At 55.2% G+C, this 13,217-nt stretch carries 11 protein-coding genes and 1 other annotated feature; of the genes, 4 read left to right on the top strand and 7 right to left on the bottom strand.

Going from position 1 to position 13,217, the window contains the following annotated elements; all coding sequences use genetic code 11:
• Positions 1 to 5 precede the first annotated feature (5 nt).
• The 6 genes from GCU45_RS04765 to leuC all read right to left on the bottom strand — a co-directional run bounded on the left by GCU45_RS04765 (position 6) and on the right by leuC (position 7,014).
• Positions 6 to 710 carry a GerMN domain-containing protein gene (locus GCU45_RS04765; protein ID WP_152398253.1) on the bottom strand — a complete coding sequence of 235 codons (705 nt, stop codon included), beginning with the start codon at positions 708 to 710 and terminating at the stop codon, positions 6 to 8.
• Between the two features lie 34 nt (positions 711 to 744).
• Entirely contained in the window at positions 745 to 2,187 is a 1,443-nt protein-coding gene (locus GCU45_RS04770; RefSeq protein WP_152398254.1) for an N-acetylmuramoyl-L-alanine amidase family protein, read from the bottom strand.
• A 281-nt stretch (positions 2,188 to 2,468) separates the two neighbouring features.
• Positions 2,469 to 3,143: a GerMN domain-containing protein gene (locus GCU45_RS04775; RefSeq protein WP_152402800.1), complete on the bottom strand. Its 675-nt coding sequence runs from the start codon at positions 3,141 to 3,143 to the stop codon at positions 2,469 to 2,471.
• Positions 3,144 to 3,174: 31 nt separating this feature from the next.
• Positions 3,175 to 4,677, bottom strand: a complete 1,503-nt coding sequence (locus GCU45_RS04780; protein ID WP_152398255.1) for an N-acetylmuramoyl-L-alanine amidase family protein — start codon at positions 4,675 to 4,677, stop codon at positions 3,175 to 3,177.
• A gap of 295 nt (positions 4,678 to 4,972) precedes the next feature.
• Positions 4,973 to 5,575 carry a 3-isopropylmalate dehydratase small subunit gene (leuD, locus tag GCU45_RS04785; RefSeq protein WP_152398256.1) on the bottom strand — a complete coding sequence of 201 codons (603 nt, stop codon included), beginning with the start codon at positions 5,573 to 5,575 and terminating at the stop codon, positions 4,973 to 4,975.
• A gap of 14 nt (positions 5,576 to 5,589) precedes the next feature.
• Complete coding sequence (leuC, locus tag GCU45_RS04790) at positions 5,590 to 7,014, bottom strand: 3-isopropylmalate dehydratase large subunit (protein WP_152398257.1); 1,425 nt, start codon at positions 7,012 to 7,014, stop codon at positions 5,590 to 5,592.
• A gap of 204 nt (positions 7,015 to 7,218) precedes the next feature.
• On the opposite strand from leuC, the gene GCU45_RS04795 reads away from it, so the two are divergent.
• Positions 7,219 to 8,130, top strand: coding sequence for a LysR family transcriptional regulator (locus GCU45_RS04795; RefSeq protein ID WP_145023978.1), 912 nt, complete (start codon positions 7,219 to 7,221; stop codon positions 8,128 to 8,130).
• A gap of 80 nt (positions 8,131 to 8,210) precedes the next feature.
• Here GCU45_RS04795 and GCU45_RS04800 read toward each other — a convergent pair whose 3' ends face one another.
• Positions 8,211 to 9,029, bottom strand: a complete 819-nt coding sequence (locus GCU45_RS04800) for a carbon-nitrogen family hydrolase (RefSeq protein ID WP_152398258.1) — start codon at positions 9,027 to 9,029, stop codon at positions 8,211 to 8,213.
• 175 nt (positions 9,030 to 9,204) lie between these two features.
• On the opposite strand from GCU45_RS04800, the gene GCU45_RS04805 reads away from it, so the two are divergent.
• From GCU45_RS04805 to GCU45_RS04815, 3 genes are all read left to right on the top strand, one after another.
• Positions 9,205 to 10,416, top strand: coding sequence for a pyridoxal phosphate-dependent aminotransferase (locus tag GCU45_RS04805; protein ID WP_152398259.1), 1,212 nt, complete (start codon positions 9,205 to 9,207; stop codon positions 10,414 to 10,416).
• An 81-nt stretch (positions 10,417 to 10,497) separates the two neighbouring features.
• Positions 10,498 to 10,709 (top strand) — a binding site (T-box leader).
• Between the two features lie 89 nt (positions 10,710 to 10,798).
• Positions 10,799 to 11,902: a glutamate 5-kinase gene (gene proB / locus GCU45_RS04810; RefSeq protein WP_152398260.1), complete on the top strand. Its 1,104-nt coding sequence runs from the start codon at positions 10,799 to 10,801 to the stop codon at positions 11,900 to 11,902.
• A 37-nt stretch (positions 11,903 to 11,939) separates the two neighbouring features.
• On the top strand, positions 11,940 to 13,187 hold the full coding sequence (locus GCU45_RS04815) for a glutamate-5-semialdehyde dehydrogenase (RefSeq protein WP_152398261.1): 1,248 nt from the start codon (positions 11,940 to 11,942) through the stop codon (positions 13,185 to 13,187).
• The last annotated feature ends 30 nt before the right edge of the window (positions 13,188 to 13,217 follow it).

Genomic DNA, 13,217 nt, shown 5'->3' on the forward strand with positions numbered 1-13,217 from the left:
AAAAATCAGTGTCTTGTCATCGGATGCTCCAAATCGACATGCCCCATCAGGCTTTCCACCTTGGCGCCGTCAACCAGCAGCTCGATCGACTTCACTTCGTCAAACTGAAACAACGTGTTGCCGAGCGCGTCCAGGGCGAACTGCTCGCCCCCTGCACCGAGACGGGCTTCATCCGGCAGATGAATGTCGATGGTAAGCTGACCGTCCTTCATGCTCAGCGATTTAAGGTCCACCTTGCCCCAGAGCGGAACGAGGTCCGATTTGTCGCTGGCCTGCAGCGCTTCGAACGCCTTCTTATACTTTTCATCATCGCTGCTGAAGCTGATTTCCTTCTGAGCTTTGTGCAAATCCAGTTCCTCTGGATCTGTATAATAGACATCGATATTCAAGGTTTTTTGGTTCGAATTCGTCGTTTGCGTAGACGTGGATTGGCCCTGGCCAGTCGCCTCTTGACCCTGTCCTTGCCCTTGCGAACCGGATGCCTGATCTTGGTCTGAACCCTGGTCCTGCCCGTTGTCGGAAGTAACGGCACCGTTATTACCTTCGGTTCCCGTTTCTCCGGCTGCCGTATCTCCGCCGCTTCCAGTCACCTGCTGATCGGAGGCCGTCTCCTGCTGCTGATCTGGTGCGGCGGTCGGCTTCTGGCCGCAGCCTGCCAAAGCAACCAACGCCAGAGCCAGAACCCCTGCACACCAAACTTTTTTATTCATTGACTTCCCGCCTCCTTGTTCCTGCGACTCATTTTTATTTCACACCCAAATACTCTTTAATACCACTGACGATGCCTTTGGCAACCCGCTGCTGGAAGCTTTCCGAGAAAAGGGCGGCATCGTCGTTTTTGTTGCTCAGATAACCGACTTCCAGCAGCACGGCCGGCATCTTCGTTTCGCGAATGACGTGGAAATTGCCGTAGCGAACGCCGCGGTCCTTCAGCCCGGTGGCTTGTACCAGGTACTTATGCATTACGTTGGCCAGCGCCTTGCTGGCATCCCGCTGATAATAGGTTTCACTTCCTGTTGCCACAGAGGAACCTGCACTGTTCGCATGAATGGAAATAAACACATCCGCCTTCAAATCGTTGGCGATCTTTACCCGTTCGCTCAGTTCAAGGAACGTATCGTCGCTGCGGGTAAGAACGACATCGATGTTTGGATCATTTTTGAGCAGAGCCCCTACTTTGAGGGCAACCGCCAAGTTAAACGCTTTTTCTTTTTTGCCGGAAACGCCTGATGCGCCAGGATCCTGATCGCCATGGCCTGCATCAATGACGACGATTTTTTTGCCGCCTCCGCCAACTGGAGTGGAAGGAGTGCCGCTGTCTGATGTGTTCAAGTCGATGATATACATCCCGTTTTCATTGGTCAACTTATAATTTTTTGCATAATTCAGATCAATGACCACGCGTACCGTGGAAGGATTATCGTTATACAGCGAGTAACGGACTTTGGATACATCCGGATAGCCGCTGACGTTGATTGAGCCGTTATAATTGCTGTCCAGCGGAGAAGAACCGCTGAATTGATCCGAAAATTTCGCGTTCGTCAGATCGATGACGACCCGATCGGGACCGGTCATTTTAAAACTGCTGGCCTTAACCGACCCGCTGGTTGCGATCAGCAGCCGGTTGTCGCTGAAGCTGAGTCCATTGACGAGCCCGACGCTGCTGTCGTTATCGCCGCTGCCGCTGCCGGGTACGGTTGTCCCGCCGTTGCCTGCACCGGTGCCGGCATTTCCGCTGTTTCCGGAATTCGAATCCGGGGTAATTAAATATACCACTTTCTTCACATTATCCCAGCTGACGGTCAGTCCCATTTGCTCACTCACAAAGCGAAGCGGGACGATGACCGTGTCGGTGCGCAGAATCGGCGCGATATTAAGTGCAACCTTACTGCCGTTAACCGTAGCATTCTTTTGATTAACAACAAGCTTTATGACTGTCGAGTCCTTTTGTATGGTTACCGTGCCGGTCTTCTGCTCCCATGCGACTTTAAATCCCAGACTCTCTCCGACCACACGAAATGGGATCATCGTATTACCCTTCACATTTTCAACCACTGCATTACCTGTTAGCTTCAGCTCATTGTCATTCAAAAAAATCTTTGTGCTCCCTGCCGCAGCCTGTCCATTATGAGGAAACGCCAAAATGAAGACAAATATAAACGCAAACAAAAAACCAAACTTCTTCATTATTCACCCCTACCATTCTCAAATTTTTCAACTGCTTTTTGACGTTTCGGCTTCGGCATCTTCGACATCACCAGACATTTATTAGACGCGAGCCCCCCTGAAAAGTTGCGAATATATTCCTCTATATGCAAAAGTTTTACTATGACTTTGGATGGACAAAACCGGGATTTTATGTAGTATCGCTTCAAACACCCCTGCTGAAAAGCATGGTTTCCGCAAAAAAAGCATGCCGACTCCTAATAGGAATCGGCATGCTTGTTCGTTATGATTGAAACGATGATCTACTCGCCCCTCTTGATCGGATGGTCGAGATCCATGTGGCCCATCAGACTCTCCACGGCTTGGCCGTCGACGAGGATGTCAATCGCTTTGATTTCGTCGAATTGAAACATCGTTTGCTTGAGCGAGTCGAGGGCAAATTGTTCCCCGCCCGATCCCAGCCGGGCTTCGTCCGGGATATGAATATCCATATGCAGGAGTCCCGTATCCGTGTCCAGCGACATTTTGGTCAATTCGATTTTACCCCACAGCGGAACGAGGTCGGTGCTGCCGCTGTCTTGAAGCGCTTTGAACGCCTCAACGTATTTCTCAAGAGGAACCTGGTAGCTGATCTCCTTCTGGGCTTTCTTAAGCTCCATTTCCTGCGGGTCGGTGTAATATACATCAATGGTCAATTTCTGAAAGCTGGGTTGATCCTTAGCTGCCTCACCGGTTGATTCACTCTTGGTTTCCCCGGTCCCTCCACTGCTGTCATTGCCCGAATTGCTGCCTGCCGTGCTGTCATCCGGAGCAGTACCTTCCGTAACCGGCGGCGATGTGCTCTCGTCCGCTTGAAGTGAGCTCGGTTCGGAAGCGCTCGCTGGCGGAGGAGGAGCCGTCTTCGCTTTCTGACCGCAGCCTGCTCCCACAATCATCACGGCGGACAGAAGAACTGCGCACCATATTTTTTTATTCACCATAACACTCCTTTCAGCCAAGTTCCGAATTCTATAATCCCAAATATTCCTTAATGCCGTTCACGATCCCCTGCGCGACGGACTGCTGAACGTTTTCGGAGAACAAGGTTGCCTCATCCTTCGGATTGCTCAGATAACCAACCTCCAGGAGAACAGCCGGCATTTTGGTTTCCCGAATGACGTGGAAGTTGCCGTATTTCACTCCCCGGTCCGCCAGGCTGGTAGCCTGAACCAAATACTTGTGCAGCACGTTCGCCAGCGATTTGCTTGCATCACGCTGATAATAGGTTTCGCTACCGCTCGCCGCAGACGAGCCCGCGCTGTTCGCATGGATGGATACAAATACGTCGGCATTCAGATCGTTGGCTATTTTTACACGGTCCTTCAACTCGAGGAAAGTGTCATCGCTTCTCGTCAGAACAAAATCGATATTCGGCTCGCTCCCGAGAAGCTGTCCGACCTTAAGGGCAACCGCCAAGTTGAAGTCCTTCTCCTTCGTTTTCGAATAGCCGATCGTCCCGGGATCCTTGGCACCGTGCCCGGCGTCGATCACAACGACCTTCTTTCCGCTGCCCCCGACCGGAACCGACGGCGTCTCCGAAGCTAAATTCAAATCGACGATAAACATCCCATTTCCGGACGGATCCGGGTATGCGGCATAGTTTTTGGCATAGTTCAAATCAATCACGATCCGAACGGTGGACGGACTGCTGCTGAACAACGAATACCGGATCCCGGAAACGTCGGGATACCCGCTGACGTCCAGCTTTCCTTGAGCGTCGGCGCTCAAGGGAAGCGTCTCGCCCAGTGCTCCTGAGAATTGGGTCTGCGGCAGATCCACGACGATGCGGTCCGGATTTTTCATCGTAAACACTTTCGGGACCACATTTCCGTTACCGGAGGTAGCGATCATCAGGCGGTTGTCGCTAAAGCTGATGCCAGTCAGCTCGGCAATCCCCTCCTGGCCGGTCACACCGGAACCTTCAGAACCGCCTGACGGAGCGGTGCCTTCCGAATTGCCGCTCCCCGTATCGGGAACCGGTATCGTGCCTCCACTGCCTGCTCCTGTTCCCGGATCGGCTCCCGACGGATTCGATCCATCCGTCGACAGATACACCGTTTTGTTGACGCCATCCCAACTGACCGCAAGCCCCATCTGTTCGCTCACGAACCGGATCGGCACAACGACGCTGCCCTTCTGCAGGAGCGGCGGCTGATCCAAGCTCACCTTTTTGCCGTTCACGGTTGCCGATTTCTGCTTCACGACAAGCAGCATCTTGGTGCTGCCTTTCTGAATCGTGACCTTCTGCGACTTCTGCTCCCAATCTACGGCAAATCCAAGATTTTCACCGACCACGCGGAAGGGAACCATAATGTTCCCGTTCACGTTGACAACCCCTGCGTCCGCAGGCATGTCCAGTTGTTTCCCGTCCAGCACGATCTCCGTGCCGCTTGCCGCCGATACCGACGGCGCCTGGGCGCCGACAATAAAGGCGAACATCAATAAAAACAGTAAAAAGCCGAATTTCTTCATGTTCCACCTCTGACAAACTGATTTTTTGCTGCTGCTCGTGACAAGCCGCAGAATGTATGTATGAAAAAAACATTAACGGTATTTGACCTGTAACAATTTCTGTGTGCTAATCTTATATTCCTGCTTGATTTTACAAATTTTTACCTGTTTTCTTTCCCGATTTATCCAAATATCGACCTCCCTTGACTCCTTCGGCTCCTCGGGTATAATCCAACGCCCAGCAAAAAAGCCCCCACACTCCTTATCGGAGCATGGGAGCTTATAATGAAGGGCAGTGCCCATCCGGCTGGATAAGTTACGCGAACAAGCGATCCGCGTGCTTTTGCTCATAGGCGGAGATGGCATCTTCATGCTGAAGGGTCAGGCCGATATCGTCCAGGCCTTGCAGCAGGAACTGACGGCGGTGCTCATCCAGGTCGAAATCGATACGCAGACCTTGGCCATCCGTGATCGTTTTGTTTTCCAGGTCGACGTTCAGCTCGTAGCCATCATTGGCTGCCGTACGCTGGAACAGGTCTTCCACCTGCTCTTCAGACAGTTTGATCGGCAGAATGCCGTTCTTAAAGCAGTTGTTGTAGAAAATGTCTGCGAACGATGGAGCGATGACGCATCTGAACCCGTAATCCATGATCGCCCATGGCGCATGCTCACGGGAAGAACCGCAGCCGAAGTTCGCTCTGGAGATCAGAATCGAAGCGCCTTTATAGCGCGGCTGGTTCAACGAAAACTGTGGGATGTCGTTGCCCTGCTCATCGAATCTCCATTCATAGAACAGAAATTGTCCGAAACCGGTGCGTTCGATCCGCTTCAAAAATTGTTTAGGAATGATGGCATCCGTATCCACGTTCACCCGGTCTACCGGAGCGACGAGACCTGTTAATTTCGTAAAAGCTTCCATGTTTATTCTCCTCCTTAGCTGCTGACCGCTTCCGTTTTGAAGTTCCAATCACGGACATCCGTGAACCGACCCTTGATCGCCGCTGCTGCAGCCATTGCCGGAGACACGAGGTGCGTGCGTCCGCCGCGGCCTTGACGGCCTTCGAAGTTCCGGTTGGACGTCGATGCGCAGCGCTGTCCCGGCTGGAGAACGTCCGGGTTCATCGCCAGGCACATGCTGCATCCGGCATCACGCCATTCGAAGCCCGCTTCGGTGAAAATTTTGTCCAGTCCTTCCTTCTCCGCCTGGATCTTGACGCGTCCCGAACCCGGAACGACGATCGCCGTTACCCGGTCAGACACCTTGTGCCCCTTGGCTACCTGGGCCGCAGCGCGCAGGTCCTCGATCCGGCCGTTGGTGCAGGAACCGATAAACACGTAGTCGATTTCGATTTCCGACATCGGCGTTCCCGGCGTCAGGCCCATATATTCAATCGCTTTTTCAGCTGCTTTGCGTTCGTTTTCGGTCGGCAGTTCCGCCGGCACCGGCACGCGGGACGTAATGTCCGTACCCATACCCGGGCTCGTTCCCCAGGTCACTTGCGGGATCAGGGTTTCCACGTCAAACTCCACAACGCGGTCGTATGCTGCGCCTTCGTCGGTGACGAGCTGCTTCCACTGCTCCACCGCTTGGTCAAAGTCGCTGCCTTGCGGCACGTATTGGCGTCCGCGCAAATATTCGAATGTCGTTTCATCCGGAGCGATCATACCCGCTCTCGCGCCGCCTTCGATCGACATGTTGCAGACGGTCATGCGCTCTTCCATCGACAGCTCGCGGATCGCTTCGCCCGTGTACTCAATGACATAACCTGTAGCAAAATCCGTGCCATACTTGGCAATGACGCCAAGGATCATGTCTTTCGCCGTTACGCCGGGATTGCGCTTGCCGATGAAGCGCACTTCCATCGTCTTCGCTTTGGCCTGCTGCAAGCATTGGGTAGCCAGCACGTGTTCCACTTCGCTTGTGCCGATCCCGAACGCCAGAGCGCCGAATGCGCCGTGAGTCGAAGTGTGGCTGTCGCCGCAGACAATCGTTTTGCCCGGATGGGTCAGACCGAGTTCCGGCCCCATAACGTGCACGACCCCTTGATCAATCGTATCCAGATCAAAGAGGGTGACGCCGAAGTCGCGGCAGTTCTGCGACAGCGTGTCGATCTGCTGCTTGGAGATCGGGTCTGTAATGTTAAAACGGTCTTTCGTCGGTACGTTATGGTCCATTGTTGCGAATGTCAGCTCCGGACGGCGTACCTTGCGGCCGCTCAGGCGCAGGCCCTCGAAGGCTTGCGGGGACGTTACCTCGTGGACGAGGTGCAAATCGATGTACAAAATGCTCGGCTTGCCTTCTTCCTGATGAATCACGTGGTTATCCCAGATTTTCTCAAACATCGTTCTTTTACTCATCACTGTCACCTCTTCATGGTTTCGTTCCTTGGAAGAGACGCCGGACAGAAGTCGATTCAGCCCGGCAGCCTCTTGAATTACACTAAATATAGCATTTGCAGCTTAATTGATCCAAGATATAATATCTATAAAAGTAATAGGAATTAACTATCAAGCAAAGCGTGTTTTATCCGCTACTTTATAGAAAGCAAAGGAAGGTGTCTCATGGAACTTAGACAGCTGCAATACGCACTCCAAATAGCCCAAGAGCGAAATTTCTCCCGCGCCGCCGAGAAGCTGCACATCGCCCAGCCCTCTTTGAGCCAACAGCTGTCCAAGCTGGAGAAAGAGCTCGGGGTGCTGCTGTTCCAGCGCAATACAAGCACAGTGGAATTGACGCATGCCGGGGCTTCCTTCATGGAGCAGGCCCAAAAAATTATGGACGCCGTAGAGCTGCTGCGCCAGGAAATGGCTGACATCTCCCAGCTGAAGAGCGGCAAGGTGGTCATCGGCAGCATGCCGATTACAGGCGCACACTTGCTTCCGCATGTGCTTCCCACATTCAAACGCCAGTACCCTGACATCGAAATCACCCTGCTGGAGGACTCCTCCATGAACCTGGAGAAGCTTACAGCCGGAGGCAAGTCGGACCTCAGCCTGCTCTCCCTGCCGCTGCAGGAGCCTTCGCTGACATACGAGGTGATCGGCGAAGAAAAGATCGACCTCGCCGTACCAGAATCGCATCCGCTCGCTGCCAGAGCCAAAGCCGGGAAGCCGGTTCCGGTCCGGATCGATGAGCTGAGCGGGGAATCTTTTATCGTGCTCAAAAAGGGACAGGGCTTCCGCAAAATAACCTTTGACCTGTGCCAGCAGGCCGGTTTCGAGCCCAAGGTCGTCTTTGAGAGCAACAACATGGAGACGATCCAGTCGCTCGTCGCCACTGGCATGGGTATCACGCTGGTGCCGCGGTTTATCGCGCGGGCGCCGCGAAGCGAATTCGTGCCGGTATACCTTCCCCTTGCCGAGCCGGTGCCGAGCCGGACACTTGTGGTCGCATACCGTCGCGGACGGTATTTGTCCAAAGCGGCGGAGGCTTTTATCGAAACGTTCAAGGATACGCTGAATGATCTGGTCTAAAAAACGCGTAAAGGCCCGGGCGGAGAGCCCGGGCCTTTTTTTTCATGTGCGGTTTCCGGTTTGAAGATTGAGGTTTGAGGTTACGGTTTACGGTAAATATCGGGGCGGCGGTCCTCGAACACCGGAATCCGGCCCCTCACTTCATCGACCAGCCCAAGATCCAGCTCACCGGTCACGATTTCTTCGCCTTCGCCGCCCTCAGCCACAATCTCGCCCCAGGGATCGATGATGAGCGAATGGCCGAAGAACTCGGTGCTTCCGCTCACCCCGACGCGGTTGCAGGCGATGACATACATCTGGTTCTCGATCGCCCGGGCCATCAGCAGCGTGCGCCAGTGGTGCAGACGCGGATGCGGCCATTCGGCAGGCACGATCAGCACCTTTACCCCGTTCAGCGCCTGGGTGCGGGCCAGCTCCGGAAAACGGATGTCGTAGCAGATCGAAGCGCCGGCCTGAAAGCCCTCACGCAATGCAAAGCTGACGATTTCATCGCCGGCCTCAAGATGCTTCTCCTCGTCCATCAGCCGGAACAGGTGAATCTTGGAATATTGGGCCGTTGTGTCACCTTGTTCGTTAAAAACGTACATCGTGTTGTAGATGCCGCCGTCCTTCTTCTCCGCGATGGAGCCGCCAACGATCGTCACCCCGTGCCGCTTGGCAAAAGCCGATAACCATCCCCGGCTCTCCCTGCCATCCGGATCCGCGAGCTCCTGGATCCGCTCCAGCGCGTAACCGGTATTCCACATTTCGGGCAGCACCAGCAGGTCCGGCTTCGGCTCCGCAGACACCGCCTGTTCCAGCAGGTCTTCCATATGGAGGCGGTTCGCCTCCGGCTGGCCGATTTGAATATCGGCCTGTATTAAAGCGGCTCGCAGCACCGCGCGTTCAGTTAAAGGCATGATTGGTTCCTCCCCTGGATCATGGCGCGAACGGCTTGATCCGCAAATCTCATTTGTATACCATCATAGTCGCTGCCCATTCCGCGTGCAAGCAGTCATTTCCCTCTATACAGCCCGGATAAATCGTGATAGATTTAAACATATTATTCTCGAGTCCAGACCGGAGTGATTTGATATGCATTCATCAGAGGACAACGCACGTCCGACATCCGCTTTTCCCATCGTACCCGCCGAAGTGATGACCCAGCTGCCGACCCAGTTTTTCGCTACCCTCGTGCAGAAGGTGAACCGGGAAATCACCGCTGGGCATGACGTCATCAATCTGGGGCAAGGCAATCCCGATACACCGACGCCGGGACACATCGTGTCCGCGCTGCAGGAGGCGGCAGCCAACCCGCTCTATCATAAATATTCGCCGTTTACCGGCTTTGCCTTTTTAAAGGAAGCGATCGCGAAGCGCTATCTCGAGGATTATGGCGTGGAGCTTGACCCTGAGAAAGAGGTTGCCATTTTGTTCGGCGGCAAAACGGGACTGGTGCAGCTCCCGCAGATTTTGCTCAATCCCGGCGATCTGTGCCTCGTTCCGGATCCGGGATACCCGGATTACTGGTCCGGCGTAGCGCTGGCCAAAGCCGAAATGTCGTTTATGCCGCTGCTGTCGGACAACGCCTTCTTGCCGGATTACGGCCGGATCAGCCCGGCGGATCGGGCACGCGCCAAGCTGATGTTCCTGAATTATCCGAACAATCCGACATCGGCCGTCGCCCCGCTTAGCTTCTATGAGGACACGGTCCGCTTCGCCGGAGAGAACGGCATCGTCGTCGCAAGCGACTTCGCTTACGGCGCTATTGGCTTTGACGGCGAGCGTCCAGTCAGCTTCCTGCAGGCACCGGGCGCCAAGGAAGTCGGCATCGAATTTTACACCCTGTCCAAAACGTACAACATGGCTGGCTGGCGCGTCGGATTTGCGCTGGGCAACAGGGACGTGATTTCGCTCATCAACAACCTGCAGGATCATATCTACGTCAGCCTGTTCGGCGGCATCCAAGCCGCGGCCGCTGTGGCGCTCACCTCCTCCCAGGACTGCGTACAGGAGCTCGTGCAGCGGTATGAATCGCGACGCAACGCCTTTTTCGATGGTCTCGGCCGCATCGGCTGGGCTGCGGAGAAGCCGGGCGGTTCCTTCTTCAGCTGGCTGCCGGTGCCCAATGGATTTACGTCGGAGTCGTTTGCCGACCTCCTGCTGAAAGAAGCCAAGGTGGCCGTTGCTCCCGGCATCGGTTTCGGCCGGCATGGCGAAGGCTACGTCCGCGTCGGGCTGCTGACCTCCGAGGAGAGGCTGCAGGAAGCTGCCGGGCGGATCGGACGGCTGAATCTGTTCGTATAACCTTTTGCAAAGACCGCCGCTTCGTGGTATTCTAGGTGAAAATAAAGCGGATGTACCAAAGGAAGCATAGTAGAAACATAATGAAACGCGTTGACGGGACCAGTAAGAACGGCTACTCGCGCCCAGAGAGTAAATTCCACCGGCTGAAAGAATTTACCGCGAGCCCTTCTGAAACCTACCCCTGAGCGGCCTGCCTGTGTGCAGGACAGTGCCTTCTGTTACAGGGCCCAAAGCCGGATGATCCAATCATCAATAAAGGTGGTACCGCGGAAGTATAAACTTTCGTCCTTTACTCCAAAGGACGAAAGTTTTTTTGTTGTACCAAGAAGTTTTTATGAGGAAAACAGAGCAGTCTTATATTAGAAAAGGAACGTGATATCCTATGCCATCTCGAGTCGTCGTCAAAATCGGCAGCAGCTCGCTCACTAGCGTTGAAGGCGGACTGAACCGCGATGCGGTCGCTTTCTTTGCGGGCGAAATTGCAGCGCTCATCAAAGCCGGATGCGAAGTGCTGCTCGTCACCTCCGCTGCCGTCGCGGCCGGTTTCCGGGCGATCGGTTACAGCTTTCGGCCCAAGCTTCTGCACGAAAAGCAGGCCGCGGCCTCCGTCGGCCAGGCGCTGCTTATGCAGGCATACCAGGAAGCATTCGCCTCGCACGGCATCACCGCCGCGCAAATCCTGCTAACCCGCACCGACTTTTGCAGCCGCAAGCGCATGAACAATGCCAGCATGACCGTCGAGGAGCTGCTGAAGCAGGGGGCGGTCCCCATATTCAACGAGAACGATACCGTTTCGGTCGATGAGCTGAAATTCGGCGACAACGACACGCTTTCGGCGCTCGTCGCCAACCTGGTCAAAGCCCAGCACCTGCTGATCCTGACCGATACGGACGGTCTCTATACGGCCGATCCGCGGAATAATCCGAATGCGATTCGGTTTGACCATGTCGGAGAAATTACCGAGGAGATCTACTCCATTGCCGGCGGCGCCGGTTCATCCGTCGGTACGGGCGGCATGCGTTCCAAAGTGGACGCCGCCAAAATCGCCACCCGCGGCGGCGTGCCGGTCTTCGTGGGCCGCGTGACCGAAAACGGCGATCTTCGCAGCGCCATGGAAGGCCGCGGCAAAGGAACCTACTTCGACACCGAGCTGCACTCGCTGCCGATGAAGAAGCAGTGGCTCGGGTTCATGTCCACACCGCTCGGCACTCTCTACGTGGACCGGGGAGCGGAGGAAGCGCTCGTTCATGGCGGCCACAGCCTTCTCCCCGTTGGCGTGAAGCAGGTCGAAGGCCAGTTTCATGCCGGCGACGTCGTCGAGGTGCTGAACCTGGAAGGGACGGTCTGCGGCCGCGGCATCGTCAATTATGACGATGAGCAGCTCAGGCGGATTCAGGGCTTGGGCAGTGCTGAAGTGATCCGGACACTGGATACCGTTCACCGGCTCGAAGTGATTCATCGGGATGAGTGGATTACCTTAAAATAGGTTACTCACATAATAAGGACAAGGAGGCATTTATGATATGAGTGAAGCAAGATCAAAAGCAGAACGCGCCGGAGCTGCTGCCGCCGTATTAAACCGGCTGAGCACCGACGAGAAAAATCAGGCGCTGCTTCGCATGGCCGAGGCGCTGCGTCAGAAGCAGGATGAAATTATCGCGGCCAACGCCGAGGATCTTGAGCGCGGCCGCCAGCAGGGAACTTCATCCTCACTGCTCGACCGCCTGGCGCTTAATCCGCAGCGGATCGACGCCATCGCCGCAGGGCTCGAGCAAATCGTCGAGCTCCCCGATCCGGTCGGCGACGAGCTGGAGAATATCGAACGGCCAAACGGGCTCCGCATCAGCAAATACCGCGTACCGCTTGGCGTTATTGGGATCATTTACGAAGCGCGCCCGAACGTGACCGTCGACGCCGCCGGCCTGTGCCTGAAGACAGGCAATGCCGTGGTGCTGCGGGGCGGTTCCTCCGCCCTCTCCTCCAACCGCAAAATCGTCGAGGTGCTCCATGGCGCCCTCGCCACTACCGCCATTCCGCCGGAGGCGCTGCAGCTGATCGAGGATCCGAACCGTTCCTCGGTTGACGAGATGCTGAAGCTGAACGGCCTGCTCGACGTCGTCATACCTCGCGGCGGCAGCTCGCTCATCCGCACTGTAGTGGAAAACGCGACCGTGCCGGTCATCGAAACGGGTGCCGGCATCTGCCATACGTATCTGGATGAGACGGCCGATCCCGTGATGGCCGAGGAGATTTCGATCAATGCCAAGGTGCAGCGTCCGTCGGTCTGCAATTCGATGGAGACACTGATCGTGCACCAGGCGTTTGCCAAGGAACATCTCTTGGCGCTGGCCGGAACGTTCAAGGAAGCCGGCGTCGAGCTGCGCGGCGACGATGAAACCCGCAGAATCGTCGACTGGGCTCTCCCGGTCACAAAAGAAGATTATGCAACGGAGTACAATGATTACATTTTGAACGTAAAAATTGTAGAATCGATAGATGAGGCCATGCAGCACATTGCTGCTTACGGTACCAAGCATTCCGAATGCATCGTTACCGCCGATCAGCGCCATGCCGAACGTTTCCTTCAGGAAGTGGATGCTGCCGCCGTATACCATAATGCTTCCACCCGCTTTACGGACGGCTTCGAATTCGGATTTGGCGCAGAAATCGGCATCAGCACGCAAAAGCTGCACGCCCGCGGCCCGATGGGCCTGCCGGCTCTGACTTCCACGAAATACATCATCCATGGAAATGGACAAATTCGCGGGTAATACCGGAGCTCTACAATACCGGCTTGCCGC

The sequence above is a fragment of the Paenibacillus cellulositrophicus genome (genome assembly GCF_009363095.1).
Taxonomy (GTDB): domain Bacteria; phylum Bacillota; class Bacilli; order Paenibacillales; family Paenibacillaceae; genus Paenibacillus_AQ; species Paenibacillus_AQ favisporus.

Coding starts and splice junctions, on each gene's coding strand:
- GCU45_RS04765 (WP_152398253.1), bottom strand. CDS start 710: ATGAATAAAAAAGTTTGGTGTGCAGGGGTTCTGGCTCTGGCGTTGGTT.
- GCU45_RS04770 (WP_152398254.1), bottom strand. CDS start 2,187: ATGAAGAAGTTTGGTTTTTTGTTTGCGTTTATATTTGTCTTCATTTTG.
- GCU45_RS04780 (WP_152398255.1), bottom strand. CDS start 4,677: ATGAAGAAATTCGGCTTTTTACTGTTTTTATTGATGTTCGCCTTTATT.
- leuD (WP_152398256.1), bottom strand. CDS start 5,575: ATGGAAGCTTTTACGAAATTAACAGGTCTCGTCGCTCCGGTAGACCGG.
- leuC (WP_152398257.1), bottom strand. CDS start 7,014: ATGAGTAAAAGAACGATGTTTGAGAAAATCTGGGATAACCACGTGATT.
- GCU45_RS04795 (WP_145023978.1), top strand. CDS start 7,219: ATGGAACTTAGACAGCTGCAATACGCACTCCAAATAGCCCAAGAGCGA.
- GCU45_RS04800 (WP_152398258.1), bottom strand. CDS start 9,029: ATGCCTTTAACTGAACGCGCGGTGCTGCGAGCCGCTTTAATACAGGCC.
- GCU45_RS04805 (WP_152398259.1), top strand. CDS start 9,205: ATGCATTCATCAGAGGACAACGCACGTCCGACATCCGCTTTTCCCATC.
- proB (WP_152398260.1), top strand. CDS start 10,799: ATGCCATCTCGAGTCGTCGTCAAAATCGGCAGCAGCTCGCTCACTAGC.
- GCU45_RS04815 (WP_152398261.1), top strand. CDS start 11,940: ATGAGTGAAGCAAGATCAAAAGCAGAACGCGCCGGAGCTGCTGCCGCC.